Annotated in this window: 23 protein-coding genes; 6 read left to right on the top strand and 17 right to left on the bottom strand. The window is 63.5% G+C overall.

Annotated elements, in window-relative coordinates; genetic code table 11:
* From rsmA to EJC49_RS13265, 6 genes are all read right to left on the bottom strand, one after another.
* On the bottom strand, positions 1-837 hold the full coding sequence (gene rsmA, locus EJC49_RS13290) for a 16S rRNA (adenine(1518)-N(6)/adenine(1519)-N(6))-dimethyltransferase RsmA (RefSeq protein ID WP_126700420.1): 837 nt from the start codon (positions 835-837) through the stop codon (positions 1-3).
* Complete coding sequence (gene pdxA, locus EJC49_RS13285; RefSeq protein ID WP_126700419.1) at positions 834-1,883, bottom strand: 4-hydroxythreonine-4-phosphate dehydrogenase PdxA; 1,050 nt, start codon at positions 1,881-1,883, stop codon at positions 834-836. The genes rsmA and pdxA overlap by 4 nt, the downstream gene beginning before the upstream one ends.
* Complete coding sequence (locus tag EJC49_RS13280) at positions 1,861-2,784, bottom strand: peptidylprolyl isomerase (protein ID WP_126700442.1); 924 nt, start codon at positions 2,782-2,784, stop codon at positions 1,861-1,863. Before EJC49_RS13280 ends, pdxA begins: the two co-directional genes overlap by 23 nt.
* A gap of 95 nt (positions 2,785-2,879) precedes the next feature.
* Positions 2,880-5,150 carry an LPS-assembly protein LptD gene (locus EJC49_RS13275; RefSeq protein ID WP_245453395.1) on the bottom strand — a complete coding sequence of 757 codons (2,271 nt, stop codon included), beginning with the start codon at positions 5,148-5,150 and terminating at the stop codon, positions 2,880-2,882.
* 149 nt (positions 5,151-5,299) lie between these two features.
* Positions 5,300-6,388 carry an LPS export ABC transporter permease LptG gene (gene lptG, locus EJC49_RS13270; RefSeq protein ID WP_126700418.1) on the bottom strand — a complete coding sequence of 363 codons (1,089 nt, stop codon included), beginning with the start codon at positions 6,386-6,388 and terminating at the stop codon, positions 5,300-5,302.
* Entirely contained in the window at positions 6,385-7,581 is a 1,197-nt protein-coding gene (locus EJC49_RS13265; RefSeq protein ID WP_126700417.1) for an LptF/LptG family permease, read from the bottom strand. The genes lptG and EJC49_RS13265 overlap by 4 nt, the downstream gene beginning before the upstream one ends.
* A 300-nt stretch (positions 7,582-7,881) precedes the next feature.
* Here EJC49_RS13265 and EJC49_RS13260 point away from each other — a divergent pair, with 300 nt between their 5' ends.
* The 3 genes from EJC49_RS13260 (at position 7,882) to EJC49_RS13250 (ending at position 10,572) form a co-directional block, all read left to right on the top strand.
* Positions 7,882-9,393, top strand: coding sequence for a leucyl aminopeptidase (locus tag EJC49_RS13260; RefSeq protein WP_126700416.1), 1,512 nt, complete (start codon positions 7,882-7,884; stop codon positions 9,391-9,393).
* Complete coding sequence (locus EJC49_RS13255) at positions 9,390-9,839, top strand: DNA polymerase III subunit chi (RefSeq protein ID WP_126700415.1); 450 nt, start codon at positions 9,390-9,392, stop codon at positions 9,837-9,839. The genes EJC49_RS13260 and EJC49_RS13255 overlap by 4 nt, the downstream gene beginning before the upstream one ends.
* 124 nt (positions 9,840-9,963) lie before the next feature.
* Positions 9,964-10,572, top strand: coding sequence for a hypothetical protein (locus EJC49_RS13250; RefSeq protein WP_126700414.1), 609 nt, complete (start codon positions 9,964-9,966; stop codon positions 10,570-10,572).
* Positions 10,573-10,590: 18 nt separating this feature from the next.
* Here EJC49_RS13250 and EJC49_RS13245 read toward each other — a convergent pair whose 3' ends face one another.
* The 3 genes from EJC49_RS13245 to EJC49_RS13230 all read right to left on the bottom strand — a co-directional run bounded on the left by EJC49_RS13245 (position 10,591) and on the right by EJC49_RS13230 (position 14,713).
* A complete protein-coding gene (locus EJC49_RS13245) occupies positions 10,591-11,397 on the bottom strand; it encodes a crotonase/enoyl-CoA hydratase family protein (RefSeq protein ID WP_126700413.1) in 807 nt (268 codons plus the stop codon).
* Positions 11,394-13,271 (bottom strand): ABC-F family ATP-binding cassette domain-containing protein, encoded by a 1,878-nt coding sequence (locus EJC49_RS13240; protein WP_126700412.1) that lies wholly within the window; start codon positions 13,269-13,271, stop codon positions 11,394-11,396. The genes EJC49_RS13245 and EJC49_RS13240 overlap by 4 nt, the downstream gene beginning before the upstream one ends.
* A 929-nt stretch (positions 13,272-14,200) precedes the next feature.
* Positions 14,201-14,713: a DinB family protein gene (locus tag EJC49_RS13230; RefSeq protein ID WP_126700440.1), complete on the bottom strand. Its 513-nt coding sequence runs from the start codon at positions 14,711-14,713 to the stop codon at positions 14,201-14,203.
* 70 nt (positions 14,714-14,783) lie between these two features.
* Between EJC49_RS13230 and EJC49_RS13225 the strand changes: the two genes are divergently transcribed.
* Together EJC49_RS13225 and ndk are read left to right on the top strand one after the other, a co-directional pair.
* The gene (locus EJC49_RS13225) at positions 14,784-15,476 is read left to right on the top strand and encodes a glutathione S-transferase family protein (RefSeq protein WP_126700410.1); all 693 of its coding nucleotides are present in this window, start codon (positions 14,784-14,786) and stop codon (positions 15,474-15,476) included.
* A 106-nt stretch (positions 15,477-15,582) separates the two neighbouring features.
* Positions 15,583-16,005: a nucleoside-diphosphate kinase gene (gene ndk, locus EJC49_RS13220; protein WP_126700409.1), complete on the top strand. Its 423-nt coding sequence runs from the start codon at positions 15,583-15,585 to the stop codon at positions 16,003-16,005.
* Between the two features lie 87 nt (positions 16,006-16,092).
* Here ndk and EJC49_RS13215 read toward each other — a convergent pair whose 3' ends face one another.
* From EJC49_RS13215 to EJC49_RS13190, 6 genes are all read right to left on the bottom strand, one after another.
* Entirely contained in the window at positions 16,093-18,336 is a 2,244-nt protein-coding gene (locus EJC49_RS13215; RefSeq protein ID WP_126700408.1) for a putative bifunctional diguanylate cyclase/phosphodiesterase, read from the bottom strand.
* A gap of 93 nt (positions 18,337-18,429) precedes the next feature.
* Positions 18,430-18,912, bottom strand: coding sequence for a molybdenum cofactor biosynthesis protein MoaE (locus tag EJC49_RS13210; RefSeq protein ID WP_126700407.1), 483 nt, complete (start codon positions 18,910-18,912; stop codon positions 18,430-18,432).
* A 2-nt stretch (positions 18,913-18,914) separates the two neighbouring features.
* Positions 18,915-19,166, bottom strand: coding sequence for a molybdopterin converting factor subunit 1 (gene moaD / locus EJC49_RS13205; RefSeq protein WP_126700406.1), 252 nt, complete (start codon positions 19,164-19,166; stop codon positions 18,915-18,917).
* An 11-nt stretch (positions 19,167-19,177) separates the two neighbouring features.
* On the bottom strand, positions 19,178-19,762 hold the full coding sequence (pgsA, locus tag EJC49_RS13200; protein ID WP_126700405.1) for a CDP-diacylglycerol--glycerol-3-phosphate 3-phosphatidyltransferase: 585 nt from the start codon (positions 19,760-19,762) through the stop codon (positions 19,178-19,180).
* Between the two features lie 96 nt (positions 19,763-19,858).
* Positions 19,859-21,949 (bottom strand): excinuclease ABC subunit UvrC, encoded by a 2,091-nt coding sequence (gene uvrC, locus EJC49_RS13195; protein ID WP_126700404.1) that lies wholly within the window; start codon positions 21,947-21,949, stop codon positions 19,859-19,861.
* On the bottom strand, positions 21,946-22,710 hold the full coding sequence (locus EJC49_RS13190) for an SDR family oxidoreductase (RefSeq protein ID WP_126700403.1): 765 nt from the start codon (positions 22,708-22,710) through the stop codon (positions 21,946-21,948). Before EJC49_RS13190 ends, uvrC begins: the two co-directional genes overlap by 4 nt.
* A gap of 376 nt (positions 22,711-23,086) precedes the next feature.
* Here EJC49_RS13190 and EJC49_RS13185 point away from each other — a divergent pair, with 376 nt between their 5' ends.
* Positions 23,087-23,761 (top strand): outer membrane protein, encoded by a 675-nt coding sequence (locus EJC49_RS13185; RefSeq protein WP_126700402.1) that lies wholly within the window; start codon positions 23,087-23,089, stop codon positions 23,759-23,761.
* 108 nt (positions 23,762-23,869) lie between these two features.
* On the opposite strand, the gene EJC49_RS13180 is transcribed toward EJC49_RS13185, so the two are convergent.
* Together EJC49_RS13180 and EJC49_RS13175 are read right to left on the bottom strand one after the other, a co-directional pair.
* A complete protein-coding gene (locus EJC49_RS13180; protein ID WP_126700401.1) occupies positions 23,870-24,466 on the bottom strand; it encodes a glutathione S-transferase family protein in 597 nt (198 codons plus the stop codon).
* A 69-nt stretch (positions 24,467-24,535) separates the two neighbouring features.
* Entirely contained in the window at positions 24,536-24,976 is a 441-nt protein-coding gene (locus tag EJC49_RS13175) for a hypothetical protein (protein ID WP_126700400.1), read from the bottom strand.
* Between the last annotated feature and the right edge of the window lie 152 nt (positions 24,977-25,128).

The following is a 25,128-nucleotide window of genomic DNA, read 5'->3' as shown; positions in this document are numbered from 1 at the left end:
TCAGGCCGACGGTGTGATGCCGTTGGCAAGGCGCACGAACTCCTCGACGCTCAGCGTTTCGGCCCGGCGCGTCCCATCGATACCAGCGTACGACAGCAAGGTTTCGCCGCCCACCCTCTTGAGGCTCTGGCGCAGCATCTTGCGGCGTTGTCCAAACGCCGCTTCGGTTACGCGTTCCAGGAGCTTCAGCTCCGCGCGCATCGGTGCGGCTCGGGGTGTCAGGTGAACCACCGATGAGGTAACCTTCGGTGGTGGTGTGAAGGCCTGGCGAGGCACGTCGAAGGCGATGCGGGCATCCGTCCGCCAACCAGCGAGAACGCCAAGTCGGCCATAGGCATCGGCACCGGGCGCTGCTACGATCCGCTCGGCCACTTCCTTCTGGAACATCAATGTCATCGATGTCCAGAAAGGTGGCCAGTCCGGTGTGGTCAGCCAGCGCACGAGCAGTTCGGTGCCGATGTTGTACGGCAGGTTCGCGACGATCCGGACGGTCTCTCCGGTGGCGAGCGCAGCGAAATCGGTTTTGAGCGCGTCACCCGATATCACCTCCAACCGCCCCGGATAGTGATCACGGATCTGTGCCAGAGCAGAGAGGCACCGCTCGTCACGTTCGATCGCAATAACCCGTCGCGCGCCTGAAGACAGAAGCGCCCGCGTCAGCCCGCCGGGACCCGGTCCGACCTCGATCACGGTGCATTGCGTCAGGTCCCCCGCAGCGCGGGCGATCTTGCCCGTCAGGTTCAGATCGAGAAGAAAATTCTGCCCGAGCGACTTCTTCGCATCGAGCCCGTGTGTGGCGATCACCTCGCGAAGCGGAGGCAGCCCATCGGTCGTCATGCCGCGGCACGCAGAGAGACTTGTGCCAGCGTCGCCGCCAGCCGCAGCGCGGCGATCAGGCTGTCGGGCCGCGCCACGCCCTTGCCGGCGATGTCGAAGGCGGTACCGTGGTCCGGTGAGGTGCGTACGAAGGGAAGGCCCAGCGTCACGTTCACGGCTTCGTCGAATGCGAGCGTCTTGGCCGGTATCAGCGCCTGGTCGTGATACATGCACAGCGCCACGTCGTAGCCCTCCCGTGCACGCGCATGGAACAGGGTGTCGGCGGGTAGCGGCCCACGCGCATCGATGCCCTCACGCTGGAGCGCCTCGACGGCGGGCCGCACGATTGCTTCGTCCTCGATTCCCATCGCGCCGTTTTCGCCGGCGTGCGGGTTGAGCCCGGCAATCGCCAGGCGCGGGCGCGCGATGCCGAAACGTTGCGTCAGATCGTGGGCCGCAATCCGCGCCGTTTCCACGATCATGTCGACGGAAAGCAGGCCCGGGACGTCGCGCAGCGCGACATGGATCGTCACCGGGATGGTCCGCAAGTCCGGCCCCGCCAGCATCATGACCGGGCGCACCGGCTGTAGGGTGGCCTGTTGCGCCAGATGGCCGAGGTACTCGGTATGGCCAGGAAAGCCAAAGCCCGCCTCATAAAGCGGCTTCTTCGAAATCGGATTGGTCACGACAGCGGCCGCTCGCCCGGCAAGCGTGTCGGCGACTGCCCGATCAATCGCCTCGACGACACCCGCAGCGTTGTCTCGAACGGGCTCTCCCGGTTTGTCCGCAAGTCGTCCGTCGAGCCTGACGATGGGAAGGGCACGCGCGAAGGTCTCTCGGGCCTGTCCTGGAAGGACGGCTTGCATCGGCACGTCCAGTCCGAGCCCGCGTGCCCGGGCCGCCAGGAGAGCAGGGTCGGACAGGACGTAGAAGGGAGGCAGGCGCAGCGAATGACGCTGCATCCAGGCGATGATCGTCAGTTCCGGACCGATCCCTGAGGGATCGCCCGAGGTCAACGCCAGGGGTAGGGACAGCGGCGGGACCTCAGCGGTTGACGATACGCGCATTCTTTCGCAGTTCGTCCATGTACTTCTTGGCCAGTTCGTCGACCTTGCCGTCTTCGGCAGCCTCGTTCTGGAAAACCATGCGTGCCACGCGGTCGTCGGACACCTCGCGCGTGCTGCAGATGCCGATGAACTCGACGCCGCGGTCGGTTTCGCGCACCGGCGTTGCCTTTCCGGGTTGGGTCGCCTTGATGGGCGCTTCCCAATCCGGCGGCAGTTCCGGCGCCACGATCCGTCCGAGATCGCGCACGGTCACGTCGATGAGACCCCTGGCGAACTCGCGCGTGGTATCGCAGCCGCTGAAGCGGGCCCGCATTGCCTCAGCTTCGCGCTTGCGCGTGGCCATCCGTGCGTTCCGCTCGCTTGCGGGCAGCACGAAGATCACCTGTTGCAGCATGTATTCGGTTGCCGTGGGCTTCTGGCCGCCCTTTTGCAGCATGCGCTGAACGGCATCCTGCTCGCTGATCCGTCCCTCGGAGCGCGCACGCGCGCCAAGAGCCTGATTCCAACCGATCTGGGCGCGAATGTAATCCTTGAAGTGCTGCTTGGTCACGCCGGACTGAGCGAGGATCTGGTCGAGCTGGGCTACGCCGAGCTTGTTGCCGGACGCGAAGCGGGCATAGGCGTCGTCAACCTGCTTGTCGGGGATGTTGATCCGCAAGCGCGCGACTTCCGACATCTGCAGAGCCTGCTCGATCATCGCCTCGGAAGCGCTGCCATTGCGGCGCTGCAGCTTCATGAATGCGCTGCGGCGAGCGATGTCGTAGCTCGTGACCGGAATGTTGTTGACCACATGCTTGATTTCGCTGGCATGTGCGGCGGTGACAAGCGAAACGGCGGCGAAAGGCGCGACCATGCCGCCGGACAGAAGGGCAGGGATCGCGAGGCGTCGTAGGATCGACATCATGGAAAAGGTTTCCCCCGTGTAGGTCTTCGGACGGTCGGTCACCGCCTCTTCTCGCATTGATGCGGCGAAACCATGACTTCGCGCCGAATCGATTATCGATTGACGGTGGTGAACTCCGGAAAACTCGTTTCCGCGGATCCGAAATCGCCGATCGTCCGGAAGCCGATCCGGAAACCGAAATTGAAATCGACGTCGCCTTCGTCGATGGTTTCGGTGCGCGTCACCGCCATGGCGTAGGTGAAGCACTCGTCGGCATAAGCGAAGTTGATGCCGCTTTTCACCAGTGTCTCGGATTCGAAATCGTATGCTCCGCGGCCGGTGACCGACCAGTTCTCCGTCAGTCTGACCCGGCTGGCCAGGGAGATCTCGCGCCGATCATTGTCGAAGCCGTAGAGAGGCTGGCTTTCGATGAAAGTGTAGGTCGCAACCAGATCGACCTGTCCAACCGTTGCCTGTGCTCCAAAGTCGGTGCGGCGCACCGCGAGGGTCTTTTCGTCGAACCGCCCGCCAGCCGAAAGCGTGAGGCTCCCCGGCGTCTGGACGCTGACCATACCCACGAAGTCGGACACGTCCGTTTCCAATCCCGAAAACGCGCCTGCATTGACGAGATTCGGCTGGGCGAAGGGATTGTCGCCCGCGATATGATAGGATTGACCGAATACGGCGTTCGCTGTCCAGCCGCCACCGAAATCGCCCGAATAGCGAAGACCAAGATTGGCGCGCGTCCCGCCTTCGATCAGGTCGTACCCGGAAAACTTGTCGTGCTCGAACAGGTTGGTGGCATCGAACACCAGGCTCTGGGCGTCCTCGTTGGGGATCGACAGGGAACCACCGTAAGCGGCATCCGGCCGGACCAGGAGTTGCCCGATGGGCTCGAGGATGTGGGATGCGCTGGTCGTCGAAAAAAGCACCGGCCAACGGACCTCCATGCCGGCGGTCGCCATACCCCGATAGTAGGATGAACGAATGTCGGCGGCGACAGCGCCATAGGAACTGCCGTCATGCGAATAATCCAGGCCGGCGAGATTTGTCGCCATGTCGGAATAGGCGCCGAGGGACGCGGCCGACAAATCCGTACCGATCATGTCGCCACGAGCTGCAAGCAAGGGCGTCAGCACGACGCCGCCGTCGGTGATGAAGTTGCGCTTCCACTCCGCGGCAACGGTCAGTCGTCCCGAGGTGCCTTCGGCTCCCCCGAAGCGGGGCGAAAGCGGGTCCAGGACATTGTAGGCTCGGTAGTCGAGGTCACTCCGGTGCACCACGGCCAGGTTCACATCGAATGCGAGCTCCCCGCCGGCCACGGGGTTGTCGAGCGTATAGGCATAGTCGAGCGATGGCAGCACCCAGGGCTGGAACGGATCCCGTTCGTCGCGAACCCGGTCCTGAACCCTGAACTTGAGGAACCGGACATCAAAGTAATTCCGATCGTCGAGGCCGGTCAGATTGATGGTGTCGACGCGCCTTGTCTGAGAATAGCCTTCGATACCGTAGGTCCGTGAAAAACTCGGGTCACTCTGGATCAACGCATCCCATCCGAAGACCCAGCGCGGATTGATCTTGAACGATCCCTTCGTTCCCACCATCCAGCGCGTCTTCTCCTCCGCGTCGATGTAGTCGGCACGAAACGCGTCGGGGTTCTGCTGAATGATGCCCGCGGCCTTGAGCGAATAGAAGCCGTTGTCAAAACGCTGGCGCCACTCGGCCTCGCCGAGAAATCCCTGCCGGGTATAGGTGTGGGCGGTCAGGGTCAGGTCGTAGGTGGGCGACAACGCGATGAAATAGGGCTGAGAAAGACGCGCGCCGAGTTCCCTCGAATAGCCGATGGACGGGATCAGGAAGCCCGTCTTGCGCGTCACCGAAGGGTCGGCGATCTCGAAGGCAGGCAGGCGAGCGAGCGGCATGCCGAAGAACTCGAACTGGGCGGACTCGAACCGAACGGTTCGTGACTGGCCATTCCAGATGATCTTGCGCGATTTCACGCGCCAGATCGGCGCCCTGTCCGGATTTGCCTCGCACGGTGCGCAGGCGGTGTAGACGCCATTGTTGAAGATCGTCAGCAACCCGCCGCGGCGTTCCGCGCTCTCTGCGGCGAAATAGGTATCGTCCACGGTTTCGACGCGCAGCGCATTGACGAAGCCGTCGGCGAAATCATCCGTGACGTCGATGTCGTCCGAAAAGATCCGCGTCCCGTCCCGGTAGATGATCTCGACGTTGCCGGACGCTACGATGCGGCCAGTCTGCTGGTTGTAGGTGATGCGGCGAGCAACGAGACGATTGCCGTCGTACTCGATCCGCACGTCCCCGGCCGCCGTTACGGTCTGCTTGTCATTGTCGTAGATGAGGTTGTCTGCTTCGAGCAGCATCGGCCCATCGCTCGTGGCCATGCTGAGGTCGCCGAACTCCTGCGCATGAACCGACGCTGCGCCGAACGCGCAGAGCAAGGCCAGGGCCGTCGCGCCGCAGAGCGCGCGCGCATGCGCTGCCACCCCGCCGCTACTCCACACCAACTGCACTAACCGTCCTCCTTGTACAGCAGGAATGTCACGCCAAAGAACATCGCGATGACAACCGGAACCCACGCTGCCACGACCGGCGGCACGATCCCCGAACTGCCGAACGCCTTCACGAGAGTCGTGACGACATAAAGCAGAAACCCGGCTGCTATGCCACCCAGAATGAGCGTACCCGACTGCCCCAGCCTCACGAATCCCATCGATACCGTCGCCGCGATCAGTGTCATTGCCACCATGAGCACGGGCAGGGCGATGAGCGAGTGATACTGCATCGAAAACGCGTTGGTGGCAAAGCCGAAGGCCTTCGCTGTTTCGATCTTTTCGCTCAGTTCGAAAAAGGGTGTCGCCTCGGGACGAGCGAGGCGCTGCTGAACGAATTCGGGCCGCAGATTCGTCGGAATGCGCGCGCTCTCCGCTAGCGTCGGCATCTCGCCCGACATGAAGCCACGCACGTTGCTCAGGATCCATTCGCCCTGGGCGAGTTCTGCTCGTCGGGCATCCTGGCGTTCGGTGATCTGGCCTTCCTTGTCGACGTGGATGAACACCGCGTCCGACAGAACGAGCCCCCCGTCGAGCACTGCGCGCGCGCCGATGATGATGTCGCCATCGTCGCCGCGCTGCCGAAGCCAATGCGCGGATGAACTCGATACCTTGTTAGACCGGCCCGAACGGATCTCGCTTTCCATGCGCTCGACACGCGAGAAGCCATGCGCGGCAATCGGATTGAGAACGAAGACGGAGGCGAGGCCGAATACCATGGCGCCCACACACAAAGGCAGGAGAAACTGCCAGGCCGAAATGCCGGCGGACCGGGCGATCACGAGTTCGTATTTCCGGTTCAGCACGATCAGCGTGGCCATGGCGGCAAACAGGGCGATGAACGGAACCGTGATCTGGAGCACCATAGGCGCCCGGAGGCTCGTCATCAGAAGGCCGATGGGCAGGCTGTAGCCAGGCAGGCCGCTGAACCGGTTGGACTGCTCGGTAAAGTCGATGATGAAGATCAGCGAAAAGATTCCGATCAGGAACCAGATCACGATGCTGATGTAGCGGCGGAAGAAATAGCGCCCCAGTGTCCAGCCAATCATGACCGCCCCTGTGCCGCGCCGGCGCGGACGTCGCCAAACCGATCCGTTCGACGGCCGGTCAAGGTTGCAAACGCATTGGTGATCGCCGCGAGCCAACCGGCCGGCGGGGTCATTGCGCGACCAGTCATGATGAAAAAGAGCGCAAACATCATGTTGCCCGCGATGGAGGCGTAGACCCACGGAACGTAGGCGGCAGAGTCCTCGATGTTCTCCGTGAGGTAATAGCCTTGCCAGCGCGCGACCAGTCCGCAGGCGATCGCGGTGATCATGGGGTGGATCCGCGCTTCGCGATGAGAGCGGACGTCGCCGGCCGCCGCGATCGCAAACAGGCCGAAGACGATCGGATAGAGCCACTCCGAGAATATGCGGTGGATTTCAGCGGTATAGCGCCGGGGCGACTGCTGCATGATGCGGTCGTCGGGCGGAGGGTCGAGCAGATAGGCGAGCGATCGGTCCTTGGCCGACAGGTAGACTTCGCCCGATCTCGACGCGAAGCCTGAGAGATCGAAGGCGTAGGATACGAAGCGGATGACCGAAACGTCGCCGCCTGGTGCCTTGCGATGAACCTCGCCGTCTCGCATCAGCAGAACCTGGCCGCCGTCGACCTCCTGGATGTCGCCGTCCTTGGCATAGAACAGCAGGTCGATGTTCTCCTGCCGCGAATCGGCGACGACGATGCCGCCCAGCCTGCCGTCGGGCAGCCTGTCGCTCACCTGGACGTAGAGACCGTCTTCGATTCTGCGGAACGTGCCTTCCTGGATGACCGTGGAGAGAAGATCGGCATGCGAAGTCGAGAGGATCATGCGCACGCGTTGCCGCGCGGAAGGCTCCAGTGCGACGTCGACGAAGAGCGCAAAAAGGGCCGTCAGCACAGCGAGCAGCATGATTGGGCGCACGATGGTCATGCGGCCGGCCCCGGACGCGGCAATGACGGACAATTCGGAATCCTGGTTCATCGCCGAGAGGGTCTGCGTGGCGCCAATGATGACTGCGAAAGGCGCAACGACCGGGATGACGGTGGGCAGCAGCAGGGTTGCCAGCGTGAGGAAGGTCACCGCGGTTTGCCCATTGTCGGTGACGAGATTGATTCGGGACAGGACCTGCGTCGTCCAGACGATTGCCACCGCGATGGCGAGCGTCGTCGCCGAAACCTTCAGCGCGCGCAGGAAAATGTACTGTTCGACGAGCTTCATCAGCCTAGCTGTCGGTGTCCCTATGCGCGGTCCCGCCACGGTGGCAGATTACGCTTTGGCGTCATGTGCCTCAAGCGTCGATCGTGCCGCTTCTCTTCACGTGCCCGCCGTCCAATAGCGGATTGTGCGCAAGCACGGCTAAAAAAGGGCGAAGGGACGAGGTTAATCTTTCGTGAACGCGTCCGATCTCCGTCGGCCAATTCCGCGCCGCCGCCCGCTGGACGATTCCAATCGATCGTTCGATGTTCTAGACAGATATGCATCTTGCCGGCCAATGCCGGCTCAAAAACCGGATAAGCCATGCACAAGCCACCGTCCATCGCCTTCGCCAAACTTTCAGCCGCTCCGAAGAAGGGCGCAGTCGCGATCCTCGTTGCGCAAGATGCATCAATGGCCGGCTCGGTAAGTCCGCTGGATCCCACGGGCTCGATCGCCAAGGCGATCGCGGCGGCGAAGTTCAAGGGCGGGTTCGCAACGACGCTGGACATCTGGGCGCCCGATGGAACAGACCTCGATCGGTTTGCTCTGCTCGGGGCTGGCACCCCGGACAAGCGCGACGAAAACGGCTGGATGCGTCTTGGCGGGTCCGCCTGGCCGCTGTTGCGCAAGGCCGATACTGCCGCCGTTGTCCTCGATCTTGCCGAGGGCGCACCCGACGAGAATGCGGCTGCGGCCTTCGCGCTCGGACTGTTGCTGCGCTCCTATGTCTTCGACAAGTACAAGTCCAGGAAGGATGCCAAGGGCAAGGGCAGCGATGAGGACAATGGCAAGCCCAAGCTCTCCAAGCTGACCATCCATTGCGCCGATCCGTCGGCGGCAAAGAAAGCCTTTGGCGACATCGAGGCCGTGATGGGCGGTGTCTTCCTCGCGCGCGACCTTGTCAACGAGCCCGCAAACACGCTGGGGCCGGTGGAATTCGCCGACCGGGCAAAGGAGCTCGAGGGTCTTGGGGTCACCGTCGAGGTGCTCGCGGAAAAGGAAATGAAGAAGCTGGGAATGGGTGCGCTGCTCGGCGTCGCCCAAGGGTCTCCCCGCGGCGCCCGGCTCGTCGTCATGCATTGGAACGGCGGCAAGGGAAAAGACAAGCCGATTGCCTTCGTCGGGAAGGGCGTGACCTTCGACACGGGCGGCAACTCCATGAAGCCGGCCTCGGGAATGGAGGACATGAAGGGCGACATGGGCGGTGCGGCTGCCGTCACCGGCCTGGTGCACGCGCTCGCGTCTCGCAAGGCGAAGGCCAATGTCGTCGGCATCATCGGCCTGGTCGAGAACGCGGTCGATGGCCATGCCCAACGCCCCGGCGACATCGTCACCTCCATGTCGGGCCAGACGATCGAGGTCCTGAACACCGATGCCGAGGGCCGTCTCGTGCTCGCCGATGCGCTCTGGTACTGCAACGAGCGCTTCGAGCCGCAGTTCATGGTCAACCTCGCCACGCTCACCGGAGCCATCATGGTGGCGCTCGGCCAGCATCATGCGGGCCTGTTCTCGAATGACGACGATCTGGCCGGAAAGCTGGCCGCGGTCGGCATGGCGACCGGCGAGAAGCTCTGGCGAATGCCCCTCGGTGCGGAATACGACAAGCTGATCGACTCCAAGAACGCGGACATGAAGAACATTGGCGGCCGCTATGGCGGGGCGATCATCGCGGCGCAGTTCCTCCAGCGCTTCGTCAAGGAAACGCCTTGGGCGCATCTCGATATTGCCGGTACTGCAATGGGTTCTCCGGCCAGCGACACCAACACCTCGTGGGGGTCGGGTTTCGGCGTGCGGCTGCTCGACCGCCTGGTGCGGGACCACTACGAGGCGTGACGGAAGTCCTCTTCTATCACCTGACCGAGTCGACGCTCGAGGAGGCGCTTCCCGCCCTCGTCGAGCGGTCGCTCGCCCGGGACTGGAAGGTGGTGATACAGACCGGCAGCGAAGAGCGACGCGATGCGCTCGATCAGCATCTTTGGACTTACCGTGAGGACTCCTTCGTGGGCCATGGGGCGGAGCATGAACCACACGCCGCCGACCAGCCCGTGCTTCTCACCATTGGACAGGGCAATGCCAATGGGGCGGAGATCCGCTTCATCGTCGATGGTGCCCGCCCCCCCGATCTCGCTGCCTATCAGCGCGTGGTCTTCATGTTCGACGGCCACGACGAGATGCAGGTGACGTTGGCTCGGCAGGATTGGAAGGCCGTGCGCGCGGCGGGACATCAGGCCACCTACTGGCAGCAGTCGCCAGATCGACGATGGGAGCGCAAGGCCTGAGACGCGTGTCGTGCAGCTGGGCGGCGCACGAAGCGGAAAGGCGTGAGCGCTCGACCTTTCGCTTGGTGGACATGCTGCCGACCGCATGCGACACCCGGCACGTTTTCTCGCGGACAGGTGGCGCATGCGGTTCTTCTTCCTGGTGGTGCTTCTGGCTGGTCTCGCGCTTGGCATCGGTTACCCGCTCGCGGTCAGCAATGTCTCCGGCTACGAGATCGGCACGTTCACGCTGCTCGACGGAGACGGCGAGCGGTCGGCAGAAGTCGCCATCGCGCCATCCGAAGCGCCGGTTCGGATCAGGATCGCGATGCAGGTCGCAGAGCGTTTCGTTCCGACCAGGGACGTCCCGGTCTTGCGCATGACGGTCCGGACCGGCGACCAGATGATCCTCGAACAGGCGGTGACCTTCGACGGGGTCGATCCCGAGGCTGGGCCGGCGGGGAGCTTTCTCTACAAGGACGACGTCGCAACGATCGATCCAGTCGATGGAGGCGACAACTATGTCTTCTCGGTCACCCGGACCGTAGGTGGAGGCAATCTTTCGCCGTCGCGGGTAGAGCTGGTCCTCAATGCCGGTGCGTTCGACCTTCATCCGCGCGCCGTCCCGATCGGCTACATTCTGATCATGACGGGGTTTGTCGGCTTCATCGCCATGGTCCGGCGTCGGCGCAGGCTCGACCGGGCCAACCCGCCTCCTCCGAGATGGGGCAGGGGGGACCGGGAGAAGGAGTAGCGCTTCCGTCGGGGTCGCTCAGATTTCCGAGAAATCCCCCGAGCGCCCCCTGCCGGAGGCGAAGCGCGAGGCTCCGGCACGGCCTTCCGAGCGGAATGCGTCCGTGCTCTTCCATTCGTTGCCAAGGGCCATCGGGACGTCGAGGGACCACTGTGCCAGAGCAGACGAGCGGTCGGCGCGCATGCAGGCTTGCGGGAAGCGCGCAAGCTGGTTTGCCAGTTCGAGGGCGACCTCGATTGCCGAGCCGTCGGGACACAGCCTGCTGGCCAGGCCGATTGCCAGGCATTCCTCGGCATCCACCTGCCGGCCGGTCAGGATGAGATCCATGGCGCGGCCGTGGCCGACGATTCGAGGCAGCCGCACAGTCCCGCCGTCGATCAACGGAACGCCCCAGCGCCGGCAATAGACCCCCATGTAGGCGGAGCGTTCCATCACCCGCATGTCGCACCAGAGCGCCAGCTCCATTCCGCCCGCCACGGCAGGTCCGGAGATCGCCGCGATGACCGGCTTGGTGAGCGTCAATCGGGTCGGTCCCATCGGTCCCTTGCTCGGCTGGGCGTCGAAGCCCTCGACTGATACGCCGATCTCATGCTCGGCGTACCAGGTCTCGTCCATGCCGGCCGACGCCGCCTTCAGGTCGAAGCCGGAGCAGAAGACCCCGTCCACACCGGTGAGGATCGCCACCTTTGCGCTGTCGTCGCGTTCGAAGGCGACGAACGCGCGGAAGAGATCTTCGGCCATCGCGGGGTTGACGGCATTGCGGGCTTCCGGGCGGTCGATCCTTACGATGCGAACCTCGTCTCGATTCTCCACCTGGATGGTCATTCGGCCATTCCGTCCTCGTACTCGCCGGACAATTCCAGCCAGATTTCTTCCTGGCGCGTGACCGTGGCGGCCAGTTCCGAGCGTTCCTTCGCAAGCCGCGTCGCCTTGATCGGATCCTTTTCGTAAAGCACGGGGTTGGCCAGTTCGTCCTCCACGGCGTCGAGCCGCTTGCGCGTCCGTTCGATCAAGCCTTCGGTGGCGCGGATCTGCTTGGCGAGCGGTTCCAGCGCAGCCCTGCGCGCCGCCGCCTCGCGCCGCTTGTCGGCCTTGGACGATTTGTCCGCCTCGCGCTTCTGGCGGCGGTCGGCCGCGCCGCCGGTCACCTCCGTCCGGTAGTCGGACATGTCGCCGTCGAAAGGCGCGACGGTCCCGTCCTTGACCAGCCAGAGTCGGTCCGCCGTCGCCTCGATGAGGTGGCGGTCGTGCGAAATGAGAATGACCGCGCCGGGATAGTCGTTCAATGCATGGATCAGCGCCTCGCGGCTGTCGATGTCGAGGTGATTCGTCGGCTCGTCGAGGATGAAGAGGTTCGGCCCCTCGAAGGATGCGAGGCCCATAAGGAGGCGTGCCTTTTCGCCACCCGACAGATCCTTGGCCGGTGTGTTCATCTTCTCGGTTACCAGCCCCATCTGCGCCACGCGCGCGCGCACCTTGGCCTCCGCAGCGTCCGGCATCAAACGGCGCACGTGCTCGATCGCGTTCTCTTCGGGCCGAAGGTCGTCCAGCTGATGTTGGGCGAACATGGCCACCTTGATTTGGGGGGCGAGCGTGATGGTGCCGCTCCCCACTTCCAGCCGTCCGGCGATCAGCTTGGCGAAGGTCGACTTGCCATTGCCGTTCGAGCCGAGCAGCGCAATGCGATCGTCGGCGTCGATCCTGAGTGTCAGATTTTTCAGCACGGGCTTGCCGGGAAGGTAGCCGACGGTCCCCTGCTGGATCGCGACGATCGGCGAGGCGACGGTCTTGACCGGCTCGGGGAATGAAAAAGGCCTTACCGATTCATCGTTCCAGGCGGCGATCGGCTTCATCCGCTCCAGGGCTTTGATGCGCGACTGCGCCTGTCGTGCCTTCGTGGCCTGGGCTCGGAACCGGTCAACGAAGGATTGCAGGTGCTTCCGCTGAGCTTCCTGTTTGACCCGCGCCTTCTCCTGCAACTCGATCTGCTCCGCGCGCTGGCGCTCGAACTGGTCGTATCCGCCGCGCCAGAAGGTCAGCTTCTGCTGATCGAGATGGACGATGCAGTTCACCGCCCGATTGAGCAGGTCGCGATCGTGGCTGATCAGCAGAACCGTGTGCGGATACTTCGACACGTAGGTCTCGAGCCACAATGTGCCTTCGAGATCGAGATAATTCGTCGGCTCGTCGAGCAGAAGCAGGTCGGGCTCGGAAAACAGCACCGCTGCCAGCGCCACGCGCATGCGCCAGCCGCCGGAAAAAGACGAGGCAGGCCGACGCTGGGCTTCCTCGTCGAAGCCGAGCCCCGCGAGGATGGTCGCTGCACGTGATTCCGCTGAATGCGCGTCGATGTCGGCGAGCCGCATGTGGATTTCGGCAATGCGGTTTGCATCCGTCGCCGTCTTTTCTTCGTCCAGGAGCGAAGATCGCTCCTTGTCCGCCTTGAGCACGATCTCGATCAAGGGTTCTTCAGTGCCGGGCGCTTCTTGCGCCACCTGCCCGATGCGTGCGTTTTTAGGCAGGCCGATGGTACCGGACTCGGTTGCGAGGTCCCCGGTGATGGCGCGAAAGAGCGTGGTCTTGCCGGTGCCGTTGCGACCGACGAGACCCGCCTTCACGCCCGACGGAAGGGCGAGCGAGGCATGGTCGAGGAGCAGGCGTCCCGCGACGCGCAACGAAAGGTCGGTGAGCGTGATCATGGACGCGTGTCTAGGCGCAGGCAGCCCGACGGGCAAGAGGCGGCGTCGTTGGGCCCGACACCATGTGCATCGGTGCTACCGCACTAGGCGGATTTCATGAAAGGCCCATCGTGCGAAGGCGCTGTCTCGACACCGCCTTCGCAGAGATTCTCCGACCATCGAATGCTACCGGGAGGCGGTCTGGTTGATCAGGAGACAAAGTGCGTGGAGGTCCTGATCATATGCCGAGGGAGTGGCGACCACGTCGCCACAGCGCCGCTTGTAGCGGGTAAGTTCTGCGGACGACATCCCTGCGACGACCGCGCCGGGGGTCTGTGGGCCGGGTTGGCCAGGCTGACCGGGCTGGCCGGGCGTGCCAGGAGAAGATCCGCTTCCTCCGCCGATCGAGACACCCACCCCTGCATCGACGCCGCTGCCGACCGACGCTCCCACACCAGCGTTTACGCCGCTGCCGACGGAAGCGCCGAGCCCGGCATTGACGCCGCCCGAGCCACCGACCGACGCTCCGGCGCCGGCATCAATACCGCCGCCGCCGATCGAGGCGCCGGCTCCGGCGCCAATTCCGCTCGAACCTCCGACCGATGCGGCTGCTCCTGCATCCACACCGCCGCCGCCGATCCCGACGCCGGCACCCACGCCTATTCCGCCGATGCCAACACCGACACCCACGCCGGTCCCTTGCGCCTGGACGGGTGCTGTCGAGAGCAATGCTGCGACTGCCGCCGCCGATAGGGTTGCTGTAACTGCTGGTAACCGGATCATGATCTGCTCCTTCCTTGCGAGTGATACAACCGACGGTATGTCCCGTCGGAAGTGCAACCGGCGAGGTCGAGCATGGTTCCGGTGTGAACGGCGAATTCGTTAACGGTTCGCTAAATTAGGGGGTCTGGGGTGGAGGAGCGGGAAGGGGCGGAAATCCGGCCTGCAGTTCAGGCGAAGTCGCGCCCCTCTTCCGTGCGCTGGAAATATATCATGTCGAGGGAAGGTGGAGCTTTGCCCAGCAGCGAGAGGATCGTGTGGGCCTGCCCCCTGTGGTGTGTCTGGTGGTTGAAGAAATGCGTCAGCGCGGGAGCGAGCCGCTGGCTCACCCGTCGCATGTCGGTCACCGTAATGTAGGTGAACCGTCCCGTGAAAGCTGCGTCGTCGAGAGCTTCGATCCAGCCGCAGATCCGTTCATCCTCGGCCTCGCGCGCCAGCCGGAGCGGGCCCAGATTGGGGTGCACGATCGCGTCGAGCGCTCGCGGGGCCTCGCCGTCCGCGGTGAAGCGCTTGAGCCAGATGCGGTCGGCGACGAGAACATGGTTCAACGTCCCCATCATGGAGGTGAAGAAGGCCCCGACGTCTCGTCCGAACTCCTCGTCCGTCAGATTGGCGGCCGCATCGTACAACTGACCATTGGCCCAACGGTTGTAGGCGGCGAGCATCTGGAAATGGCGCTTCATCATCTTTTCATTCGTAGCGAAACCGGGCTCTATCGGTCGCCCTGTTACCATCCACGGAGCGCGTGATCCAATGCCTATTCTCCTCTATGATCTCGTTGGCGCCGACACCGGCCGTCCGTTCAGTCCACACTGCTGGAAAGTGGCGATGGCGCTGGCGCACAAGGGCCTCGAATTCACCTCGATGCCCGCGCCCTTCACGCAGATTCCGGCGCTCGAGGGTGGCGCCACCAAGATCGTGCCGCTGATCCGCGACGGCGAGACACTCGTCTCCGATTCCTTCGACATCGCGCTGTACCTCGAAGAGACCTATCCGGACCGGCCGACGCTTTTTGGCGGGGAAGGCGGCAAGGCGATGGCCCGGTTCGTGGAACGCTGGTCGCAACTGACCATCCATCCGTTTCTGGGCACGGCAATCCTGATGGAGATCCACGATTGCCTGGCTCCCGAGGATCAGGCACATTTTCGTCGCACCCGGGAGCCGCGTTTCGGCAAGCCGATCGAGGAGGTTCCACTCGACCGCGATGACCGGCTTGCCGGATTTCGCGCCTCGCTCGAGCCGCTGCGCAGCATGCTGACCTATCAGCCCTTCATTGGCGGCGCATCACCGTTGTTTTCGGACTACATCGTGTTCGGCGCCTTCCAGTTCGCGCGCGTCGTCTCTCCATACCAGGCCCTTGCAGGGGACGATCCCATCCGCGACTGGTTCGAACGCTGTCTCGCGCTGCATGGCGGGCTGGGGGCTCGGGTGCCAGCGGCGGCCTGACACTCTTCCCCCATCGCCTTCATCAAGCTTTCGCTGACCCTTGGCATTCGTCGGGGCGGACGGTATAGAGCCGCGACTTTCCCAATTGCACACGAAGGAATCCACGATGGCGATCGAACGCACCTTTTCGATGATCAAGCCTGATGCAACCCGGCGCAACCTGACCGGCGCGATCACCAAGATGCTCGAGGATGCAGGCCTGCGGGTCATCGCGTCCAAGCGCGTCTGGATGAGCCTTCGGGAAGCCGAGGGCTTCTATGCCGTGCACAAGGAGCGTCCCTTCTTCCAGGAACTGACCGAGTTCATGTCGTCCGGCCCGACCATCGTGCAGGTGCTCGAGGGCGAGAACGCCATTGCGAAGAATCGCGAAGTGATGGGCGCCACCAACCCGGCCAATGCCGCCGAAGGCACCATCCGCAAGGTTCACGCCCTGTCGATCGGCGAGAACTCCGTCCATGGCTCCGACGCGCCCGAAACGGCGGCCGAGGAAATCAAGTACTGGTTCGCCGATATCGAAATCGTCGGCTGAGCTTCGACCGGCGGTCCTGCTGGGCTGTCACGCAATCCATGCAAGCCGCCCCTTGGGCGGCTTGTTGCGTTTCGGGAGAGATGCCCCTCAGGCTGTCAGGCGGGCCGGTGCCGCGGCGTGGAGCGATCGTTCCGCCCCGTTTTCTCTTGCGAAGCGTTCGAACTCCGCCGCAGTTATCGCGGGAGCGTAGAAATAGCCCTGGAAACGATGGCAACCCGCCGAAAGCAGGAAATCCTGCTGCGCCTTCGTTTCCACGTGCTCGGCCACGACCTTCAGGTCGAGCGTACCCGCGATGGCAAGGATCGTGCGGACCAGCGCCTGATCTTCTTCCGATTTGTCGATGTCGGCGACGAAACTGCCGTCGATTTTCAGTTCGTCGAAGGGCAGCCCCTTCAGTCGCGACAGCGATGAGTAGCCGGTCCCGAAATCGTCGAGCGCGAAGCGAACGCCCAGTGCCTTCAGTCTGCCCATCCTCCGGCCGATCTCGACCTTGTCTCCCGCGGTCACATGCTCGGTGATTTCCAGCGTCAGCAGCGCCGGGTCGATGCCGTATGTCTCGATCAGCTCGATCAGGTGGTCCACGATCGGCCCATTCGCAAAGGACTGCACGCTCACGTTCACCGACAGCCGCAGTCCGGCGGTCGACGGGTCGGTGCTCCAGTCCGCCAGCTGGCGAACGGCCTGGCCGAGGACGAGCCGGCAGATCGAATGGATCATCCCGGACTGTTCGGCCAACGGGATGAAGCGGTCCGGCGCAATCGCGCCAAGCACTGGATGATGCCAGCGCAGCAGGCCTTCGGCGCCGACCACGCGCTGGTGTCGGTCCATCTGCGGCTGGTACCGCAATGACAGCGTTCCCTCGGCGAGCGCCTTGCGCAGCTCTGCCAGAAGCAGGAAGCGTTCCGCCTCGCCATCCAGCCACTCGGCCTGGAACAAAGCCATCGCGTCGCGGCCGGACGCCTTGGCGCGATACATCGCGATGTCGGCTCGCTTGAGAAGTTCGTCGGGAGTTGAAGCCTTGCCGTCGAAGACGAGCATGCCGATGCTGGCCGAGGAATTGTGCCGTAATTCGCCCTGCCTGAATGGCTCGCGGAGGGAACTCATGATCCGGCTGCCGGTGGCGATCGCCAGCGCCGAGGCGACCGCTTCTTCCGTTGACGTGGTTTCGAGGACGATCACGAACTCGTCCCCTCCCATTCGTGCCACGATGTCGTTGGGCCGGACACATGCCTTGAGGCGTCGGGCGACATCGACGAGGTAGGCGTCGCCGACGTCGTGCCCCTGGGTGTCGTTGAGCGACTTGAAATTGTCGAGGTCGACGAACAGGAGGACGCCCTTCGTCTCGCTTCGTTCGCATTGGTGGATCGTCTCGGTCATCCGGTCCACGAACATGCGTCGGTTGGGCAGGCCCGTCAGCGGGTCGAAATAGGCCAGTTTTTCGATCTCCAGGGCTTGTCGCTTGCGCAGGGAGATGTCGGAGATGTAGCCATACCAGGTTCCGCCTTCACCATCGGGGCTGGTCTCCCGTTGGGCGGTCATGCGCAGCCATTTCTCGTTGCCGCGCGGCGTGACGATGCGGAACTCGTGGTCCAGAAGCGTTCCGCCCTCGACCGCCTGGCGGAACCCTTCCATATAGCCCGTGATGTCATCGGGATGGACCAGTTTGGACAGCAGGAAGTCGCCGGAAAGCCCTTCCTCCTGTGATATCTCGACAATGCCGTAGTAGCCGATGCTGACATACTCGACCGCGACCTGTCGCCCGTTCTCGCGCGTCTGGAACTGGAACAAGGCGCCTGGGAGATGGCTTGTCAGCTTTCGAAAGGTTTCCTCGAGCTTCAGGCGGGCGACCGTTTCGGAGATTTCGCGAACGGAGCCTTCATAATAGAGGGGCCTTCCCGTTTGTTTGTGCCGGACGAGACGGGACGACTCGCTGATCCAGATGCGCTCGCGCGTCTTGTGCCGATAGATTTCGGAGACGATGTTCTCGACCCGCCCGTCCCGCTCCAGCAGGGCCCGGATCTCGTCTCGTCTGCGCGGATCGACATACCATTCGCGACCGATGTCGTTGACGCAGGCGAGCATCTCTTCTTCGCTGTCGTAGCCATTCAACCTGACGAGCGCTCGATTGGCGCTGATCTGCCGGCCATCCAGCGAGGAGCGATAGACACCTTCGGAGAGGTTTTCGATGAGCCCCCGCGTATTGGCCCGCTCTTCCATGGCGCTGAGATATTGAGTGCGATAACCCGTCGCCATGACGCCCATGACGATCGCGAGGGCGCATGACAGGATGAGCCCGATGCCTACGAAATCGAATGCGGCGTCTGCGGCCAATCCAAACACCTCGTCATGCTGGTATATTGCTCTCCAGCGTCGTCGAAGGTATTTGCGATTGTGCTAACGGGACATTCCCGTCTCCGGAGAAGGTTAACGATCGCTGATCTTTCCTGATTCCCAGCGTGCGGCCGCTTGATCGTCGACTTCCTTGGCATCCACCCACTGGCCCTCCGTCCCGTCGATCCTATGCTCCTTCTTCCAGAAGGGAGCCCGTGTCTTGAGAAAGTCCATGAGGAAAGAGGCTCCCTCGAACGCGGCCTGGCGGTGAGACGACGCAGCGACGACCAGTACGATGTTCTCGCCAGGCCTGATCTTGCCGTGGCGGTGGATCGCAACGAGCCCCGTCAGGGGCCACCGCTCGGCCGCCTGCCTTGCGATCCTGAGGATCTCCGCTTCCGCCATGCCTGGATAGTGCTCGAGTTCCAGCGCGGAGAGTGTCCCTGCTTCATCGCGGCACAAGCCGGAAAAAGTCACGACCGCACCGATGTCGCCGCGCCCCGTCGTCAGCGCCGATACTTCGGAAGCCAGGTCGAAATCGTCTGCCTGAATGCGCACGATCGGGTCGACCGGCATGATCAGCCTCCGGTCATCGGCGGGAAGAGCGCGATCTCGGTTGCTCCGGCGAGTCGCTCGCCATGGTCGACATGCTCGCGGTCGATCGCGACCCGGATCACATCCGGGTGCCGCAGCGCCGCCTCGTAGGCCTCGCCTCGGCCGCGCAGCCAGGCGAGGAGATCCCTCACGGTCGCCACGTCCGGCGGAAGGGCGAGGTCTTCCTCGGAAACCCCGATGCGTTCGCGTACCCAGGCGAAATAGACGAGCTTCATGGCAGTCTCCGTCACTCGTCGATGATGTGCTTCATCCCGGCACGGAAGTAATCCCAACCGGTATAGAGCGTCACGAGAGCCGACAGCCAGAGCAGCGTGATGCCGACCTCGATGGTCCAAGGGAAGACGAGTTCACCGGCGGGTCCGGCAAGCAGGAAGCCGATTGCCACCAGCTGCATCGTCGTTTTCCATTTGGCCAGCCGAGTGACCGGAACGCTGACCTTCAACTCCGCCAGATATTCGCGCAATCCCGAGACGAGCACCTCGCGGCAGAGGATGATGATGGCTGCCCACAGCGACCACTTGTCGATCGTCCGATCGAAGGCAAGCAGCAGCAGCGCGGCTGCAACCAGCAATTTGTCTGCAATCGGATCGAGCATCTTGCCGATGTTCGACGTCTGCGACCAGATCCGCGCGATGTAGCCGTCGAAATAGTCGGTGATGCTCGCGACCACGAAGATCCAGAACGCAGCCCAGCGCCAGAAGTCGGTCGGCCGAGTCCGCCCTTCGAGATAGAAGCAAACGACGATCAGCGGCACGGCGAGGATGCGCGCGTAGGTCAGGAGATTCGGCAGATTGAAAGCGCGTTTGGCCATGTCGTTCCACGTTGGTCCGTGCCGGGCTAGTCAAACCAGATGGATCGGGTATGGGTCAACCGTTAGACCGGGTCGAACGATGGACCAGACCGGGAATCATCCATTATCGTGGAAATGCTCGTAGATCTGTCGCGCCATGGCGGCGGATATGCCGTCCACCACCATCAGATCCTCGATGGCGGCGCGACCCACCGCCTTTGCAGTACCGAAATGATGCAGGAGTGCGCGCTTGCGCGAAGGTCCTATGCCGCCGATTTCGTCGAGGGGGCTGCGCACCATCTCCTTCTTGCGCTTCGCACGGTGCGAGCCGATCGCGAAGCGGTGGGCTTCATCTCGCAAGCGCTGGATGAAATAGAGCACGGGATCGCGCGGCGGCAGCATGAAGGGCTCCCGTCCCGCCACGAAGAACCGCTCGCGTCCGGCGTCGCGATCCACGCCCTTCGCCACACCGATGGCGGTCACGCGGTTTTCGATGCCGAGTTCCGCGAGCATCTTGCGAACCGCCGACATCTGGCCCGCGCCTCCGTCAATCAGGATCAGGTCGGGCCAGGCGGGAAAGGCGGCGCCGTCTTCGGCCTCGTCGGCGGTCGCAGCGGCAGGTTCACCCTCGGTAGGCGCATGCTCCTTCAGAAGACGTGAGAAGCGACGCTCCATCACCTCGCGCATCATGCCGAAATCGTCGCCCGGTGTGATGTCGGTCGAGCGGATGTTGAACTTGCGATACTGGTTCTTCACGAACCCCTCGACGCCAGCCACGATCATGCCGCCGACGGCATTGGTCCCCATGATGTGCGAATTGTCGTAGACTTCGACGCGGCGCGGCGGTCTGGCCAGTCCGAACGTCTCCGCCACGCCGGCGAGCAGGCGGGTCTGCGACGACGTTTCCGCCAGCCGGCGCCCGAGGGCTTCGCGTGCGTTCTGCAGCACGTGGTCCACGATGCCCTTCTTCTCGCCGCGCTGGGGCACGCCGAGTGTCACCTTGTGACCGGCGCGCGTGGCCAGTGCCTGGGCGAGCAAGGCCTGCTCCTCGACGTCATGCGACAGCAGGATCGACCGTGGGCAGGGCTTGTCGTCGTAAAACTGGGCGAGGAATGCACCAAGCACCTCGGCGGGCTCGAGCGCCGGGTCGGCCTTGGGAAAATAGGCGCGATTGCCCCAATTCTGCCCGGTCCGGAAGAAGAACACCTCGATGCAGTTCTGCCCGCCCTCCTGATGAATGGCGAAGACATCGGCCTCGTCGACGGATTGCGGGTTGATGCCCTGGTGGCTCTGCACGTGGCTGAGCGCGGAAAGACGATCGCGAAACACGGCGGCGCGCTCGAAATCGAGGGCTTCCGATGCCTCCTGCATCGCCCCCGCGATTTCTGATTTGACCTTCTGGCTCCGCCCCGAGAGGAAGTCCTTTGCCTCCTTGACCAGCTCGGCATAATCCGCGCCGTCGATCTCCCCGGTGCACGGGCCCGAGCATCGCTTGATCTGGTAGAGAAGGCAGGGACGCGTGCGCCCATCATAGACGGAATCGGTGCAGCTCCGCAGCAGAAAGGCCCGTTGCAGCGCATTGATCGTACGCCCGACGGCTCCTGCCGACGCAAAGGGACCGAAATAGTCGCCCTTGCGCGAGCGCGCGCCGCGGTGCTTGAAGATGCCTGGCGCGGCATGATCTCCAGTCAGCAGGATGTAAGGGAACGATTTGTCGTCGCGCAGCAGCACGTTGTAGCGCGGCCGCAGCCGCTTGATGAGGTTGGCTTCCAGCAGCAGCGCTTCGATTTCGGTGCGCGTAACGACGAACTCCATAGTCGACGTCTCTCGCACCATGCGCCCGATGCGCTGCGTGTGGAAACGGCCCTGGGCGTAGTTGGTGACGCGCTTCTTCAGGCTCCGCGCCTTGCCGACGTAGAGCACGTCGCCGGCCGCGTTCATCATCCGGTAGACGCCGGGCGCGTTGGGAAGCCGCTTGACGAAATGCGCGATGACCTCGGTGCCCGACTTGCCTTCGGCGTCGACGGACGCGGAATCCCAGACATATCCGCCGAGATCAGGCTCGACAGGCTCTGCTTCGATCTCGTCGTTGTCCTCGTCCTCCGCGACGTCGTCGGGGAGGATGCCGGCGATCTCGTCGCCCGCCGTCGCCGGCGCATCCTTTCGTCCGTCCGGAAGAGAGGCGTTGTGCACGTTCGGTCGATTCATTCACGCATGCCTGTCACATCCGGGGTCTGCCAGGCAAGGTGCTGGCCGCCGTCGAGAGCGATCATCTGGCCGGTGATCGACGGCGTATCCCACAGATAGCGTATGGTGCTGCCAAATTCCGTCAGCAATGGGCCCTTTCGCAAGGGAAGGCCCTCCTGTTGGGCGGCAAGGTCGTCAGGTTGCTGGCGCTCGTTTGCAAGCGTGGGTCCCGGTCCGATGGCGTTGACGCGCACGGTCGGCGCAAATTCCTGTGCCATGGTGCGGGTGGCCGTCCAGAGTGCCGATTTCGACAGCGTATAGGAGAAGAACTGCGGCGTGAGTCGCCAGACGCGTTGGTCGATGATGTTGACGATCAAGCCGGTCTCGCCGGCCGGCAGGTCTCGCACCATCTCGGACGCGAGTTGCACCGGCGCCTTCAGATGGAGGGTGAAATGGGTGTCCCAAAGGGCCCAGTCGGGCGACCGCGCCGAATCGGGCTCGAAAACGGAGGCGTTGTTGACGAGGAGGCACATCGCCCCAAACCTCTCCCGCACCTTGGCAACGAGCGAACTCACGCCGTCGGCATTGGCGAGGTCTGCCTGAAAAACCCCCGCGGTGCCGCCAGCGGCGGCGATTCGGCCAACGAGGGCGTCTGCTTCGAGCGTGGAGCGATTGCAGTGCACGGCCACGGCGAAGCCGTGTGCTGCCAGATCGACGGCAATCGCCGCACCGATACGCCTCGCACCGCCGGTGACCAGCGCGACTCTTTTTTGCCCGTGCATCTCGTGCCCCCGTTTACACTCCAGTCATATATGCGGCGAAATCGAGAAGGAAAGCCGTCGCTGACGCAGCGTCCGGTCGGGGAGATGGCGGTTCGACGGCCGTCGGCGAAGCGGAGACCGAAATTGAAAATTTGAATTAAATCAGCGTTTTGTTGCCGCCGCACATGCGGCCTTGCTGATGCTCCTGGCAAGGTGTTGCAACAAGGTCACGCCTTTTTCCAGCCATATCCGCGCCGGAGGATGACCGTTTTTGCTCTGCGGTTCGGCCGCATTTGGCAACGACATTGGGAACACTTGGGATCGCCATGAATTCCTCCCCGGCGATACGAGGCGAGAAGGGGGGCAAAACCCTTCCAGACTGTGCAAGGAGTAACGCATGTCCATCAGTTTCAACATCAGCCGCTCGGCCGCAGCGGCTTTCGGAATCACCGCGCTGCTGGCCGCAGCACCCGCATTCTCTGCCGACGTGATTGGCATGGAGCCCCCGTCTCCCCAGCCGATCCAGTATGATCAGGTTCCCGTCGCGTCCTGGGCTGGCGGTTATGCCGGTATCATGGGCGGCTACAGCATGGGCGACACCGACATCAACTACCCGCTTGGGACGAACTCGATCGACACCGACGGTTTCAATGGCAGCCTCTTCGGCGGCTGGAACGGCCAGTCGGGCATGTTCGTCTACGGTCTCGAGGGTGACGTCGGCTACGACTGGGCGGATGGCTCCAATGCCGGATCGTCCACCGATCGTGGCTTCAATGGTTCGCTTCGCGCCCGCATGGGTGTGGCTGCAACCGACAACATCCTGATCTACGGCACCGCCGGTGGCGCCGTTGCGCGCATCGAGGCCAGTGACGGGGCCGTCTCCGATTCGAAGACGATGTACGGCTGGACCGCCGGCGTCGGCGCCGACGTGAAGCTCACCGAGCGCGTCTTCGCCCGCGGCGAGTACCGCTACACCGACTACGGCTCGAGCGATTTCGCCCTCTCCGGCGGCGCGACGGAAGTCGACGCGAAGTCGAACAACTTCCTGCTCGGCATCGGCATGAAGTTCTGATTGTTTGGCGCGATGTCGGAGACATCGCAACGAACATGAAAACGAGAGGCCGGAACCCGCAAGGTTCCGGCCTTTTGCATGACCGTCTGGCTTCGGCGCAGCGTCGGTTCAGTGCGGCAGATACGCGCCGATTTCCGGGAAAAGTTCGTCGAAACGCTTGGCCCATCGCTTCAGCTTGGGGCGGCCGCGCTCCCAGTCATTTCCGAACCGGAGCGAGTTGTAGGCCAGCATGCAGCGCAACGCGATGTGGCCGACATGCACCTTCTTGCCGAGACGCGGCAGGTTGCCGTTCAGATGGTCTAGCCCACGCGCTACCTTGGCCGCCTGCCTGTCAATCCAGGGCTGATGCAGCTTTTCCTCCGGCCGGAACCGCTTCTCGTAGACTTGCGCCAAAAGGCAATCGGCGATGCCGTCGGCCAGCGCCTCGAGCTGCTCCGCCTCGCGCCGCTTGGCGGCGTTGCGCGGGAACAGCTGGTTGCCCGCCATGCGGTTCAGTTCCTGCGTGATCGCGCGGCTGTCATGGACCGAACTGCCGTCCTCGAGCACGAGAACCGGGATCTTGCCGAGCGGATTGGCTTCGATCAGCAGCGCGGGATCGGCATTGGTGTCGACGGAAACGGCCTCGAAGGGGATCTTGGCGTAGGCTGCGGCTGCCATCACCTTGTTGGCGAAGGGCGAGGCGCTCGACATCAGGATTTTCGTCATAAGAAGACCGTCCGGCGCGAGTAGGAAATCCTGCGCCGGGGCGCCGCCGCCCGTGCGCCGACGATCGGTTTACTGGGCGACGCGGCAGCGGCCGTTGTAGACGTTCCAGCGGTCGAAGCCGGACACGCAGGCTTCGACGTTGTGGCCGACGCCCGCAAAGCCCATGCCACCCTCGATGAAGTACCAGATCGACCGATCGTGGCCGTCCGAGAGACGAACGGTCCCTTCGCAATAGGTCCGCGCAACCGGCCACAACTCGCGCTGCGGGTGATGGCGGGTCAGGCGCAGGCCGTAATAATCGACGATGTCCACCTGGGGCAGCCCCGGCACGTTGCGAACCTGATGACGGAAGTTGCGGCTGATTCGGCCGAGCACCCAGCTCTCGCTGCAGATGCCGGCGTCGTAGGCGACGGCCGAGCCGTAGTCTGCCGCTGCGGACTGCCCGGAAACGCCAAGGATGGCGCCGAGGCCAAGCGACACGGAAAGAGCGAGAGAGGCGAGGCGGGACATGGCGGACCTGTCGTCTTGCGTTGGTCGGGGGAACTGGTTTGGCACTGTGCGGAGGATGGCCGGCGCGGTCAAGTCTCGCGCGTCTCGCCTGTAGGGCTATCGCATTTGGCCGATGATTGATCTGGCGAAGGCGTCGGACCAGCCTGCTCGCT

Source organism: Aquibium carbonis, from assembly GCF_003970795.1.
GTDB lineage: Bacteria > Pseudomonadota > Alphaproteobacteria > Rhizobiales > Rhizobiaceae > Aquibium > Aquibium carbonis.
The sequence above is the reverse complement of the archived record's forward strand: the minus strand, read 5'-3'. Positions and strand labels throughout refer to the sequence as shown.